Origin of the sequence: Candidatus Sulfotelmatobacter sp. (assembly GCA_035498555.1) — a bacterium.
Taxonomy (GTDB): Bacteria; Eisenbacteria; RBG-16-71-46; order RBG-16-71-46; family RBG-16-71-46; genus DATKAB01.
The window spans coordinates 1-2,023 of sequence record DATKAB010000037.1 but is presented as its reverse complement, the minus strand read 5'-3'; the positions used below and the strand labels follow the sequence as shown (position 1 = coordinate 2,023).

The 2,023-nt window shown below is 69.0% G+C and carries 2 protein-coding genes; one reads left to right on the top strand and one right to left on the bottom strand.

All coding sequences use genetic code 11. The annotated features are described in order from the left end of the window. A partial coding sequence (locus VMJ70_03295; GenBank protein ID HTO90136.1) for a hypothetical protein occupies positions 1-342 on the bottom strand: 342 nt, incomplete at its 3' end. A gap of 224 nt (positions 343-566) precedes the next feature. On the opposite strand from VMJ70_03295, the gene VMJ70_03290 reads away from it, so the two are divergent. Then, positions 567-2,023, top strand: a 1,457-nt coding sequence (locus tag VMJ70_03290) for a hypothetical protein (protein ID HTO90135.1), incomplete at its 3' end; no start/stop codon positions are given.

Here is a 2,023-nt window from a genome sequence, read left to right as displayed (position 1 = left end):
CGGCCTGTTGGCCATCGGCATCAGGCGCGTGCCGATATCCAATGGCACTGCAGTGCCGCTGTCGTTCGAGAGAAGCAGCTGATCCTGCGCCACTCCCGTGACCCTTAGGGTCGCGGGACCTACTCCAACCCGGACGGTCTCGAGCAATGCGATGAGCCCAGGGTCGAAGACGCTGACGGGAACATCGAGGGTCAATGCCGGCACTGTGACGGGCGCGCTCACCGTCGCGCCGGCCCGATAGAAGTTTATCACCGCGTCCGTCGCGGGAACTTGGGTGGTATCTCCTGCACCCTTGCTCTTGTACACCATGATCTCGAATCGCGGCGCTATCGGTCGTGCCATCGTGGGCTCCGCACTTGGAGAGTCTTGCGCGATGGGGGTCGCGGAGCGGCATATCAATGCTCGCCCCCCCCTCTGAAAGAGTCAAGACATATCGGAACCCGGTTCGTTCACGACGCCGGGCCCCATTCCGGCAACTTGGAACGGGAGGCGAGGCGAAGGCGCGCGGCAGTACCGCCCCCGCCCCGCGCCGTTCAGCGCCGCGCGACGCGGGCCGATAACAAGACATGCCCTCCGCGTTCCGGTCCGCTCTGTGCGCGCTCGCGTTGATCCTTGTGGTCGGCCCCGCGCTCGCTGGCCCCGGGGCCAGCACCGCCTCGCTCACCACCTGCGCCGCCACCCGCACCGATCCCGATTCGTTCCCCGACCCGTTCTCGCGGCCGAGCGCCGCATTGATGGCGCCCGGGGCGACGCGATCGTTCCAGATCCAGCCGAACGGGGATCTCTACAACGGCGTGTGGAGCGTGCGCATCACGGCCGCCGAAGACGGCCGCGCGGCCACGCCGCCTCATCGCATCGCCTACGAACAGCGCTGGCTGCCGGTCGCCTACTGGGCCGAGCACGGGCATGCGTTGCGCTGGGACTTCGAAGCCGTGGCTCAGCTCATGCCCGAGTCGCCGCTCGTGACTCTTGAGCGCTCGATCAACGACGCCTGGATCGCGTGGCGAGACCGCCCTGCGATCGCGATCGAGCAGAAGGGATTGCTCGAGCGAGTCGGCGATCGGCTCGATCGCGTGGAGGTGAGTTCCTCGCGGCGCATCTTCCTGCGCGACGACGAAGTGCGGCCGATGGCGGCGTCGTTCGAGGCGCGCGTCACCAATCCCGATCGAGTCGCGCACGTGGCGCGGCTGGTGGTGAGATTTGCGGAGGCCGACGCGCCGCAGCCGTGGCGCGAAGACCTCCGCCATCGCCCGAAGCCACTGGTCTGGGGCTGGGCCGATACCGCCGCGACGGTGGCGATCGGGATTCGCGCGAGAGCTGAAGCCGATTCGCTCGCTCGCGGCATCACGCTCGCCCCCGGCGAGTCGCGCGTCATTCGCTTCGTGTTCGCCACACACCCGGTGCCGGTCGCGAAGCTCGTCGACTGGGCGCGCGCGCCGCATGAGCAGCGCGTCGCCGAGACGCGCGCGTTCTGGCAGCGCGAGGTCGCCCGCGGCATGACACTCGAGCTGGGAGACCCCGAAGTGGAACGCGCGGTGGCGGCGGCGCGAGTGGTGCTGCTGTCGCTGCGCGAGCGCCGCTCGGGCAACTGGGTGCCGCTCGGCGGTCCGTTCCATTACCGCGACGTCTGGCTGCGCGACGGCGCGCGCGCGATCCAGGCGCTGGCGTTGAACGGCTACGTGGAAGAGTCGCGTGACATGGCGCGCGGATTCCTGACGTGGCAGTGGGCGCATGGCCCGTTCGTGAGCCAGAGCGGGCAGTTGGACGGCACCGGCCAGGCACTATGGGTGTTCGAGCAGGCGATGCTGCGCCCCTATCCCGCGCCGGACGTGGATCGATTCGCTCGGTCGGCGTGGAACGCGGTCGAATGGTGCGAGCGCGTGCGCGCGATCGATCGCGAGAGTGGAGCGAAGTTCTCGAACATGCTGCCCAAGACCGATCCGCACGACGCCGAGCTGGTCGACGCGCAGCTGGTCGGCAACGACGCCTGGGCGCTGGCCGGCTATCGCTCGGCGGAGCGATT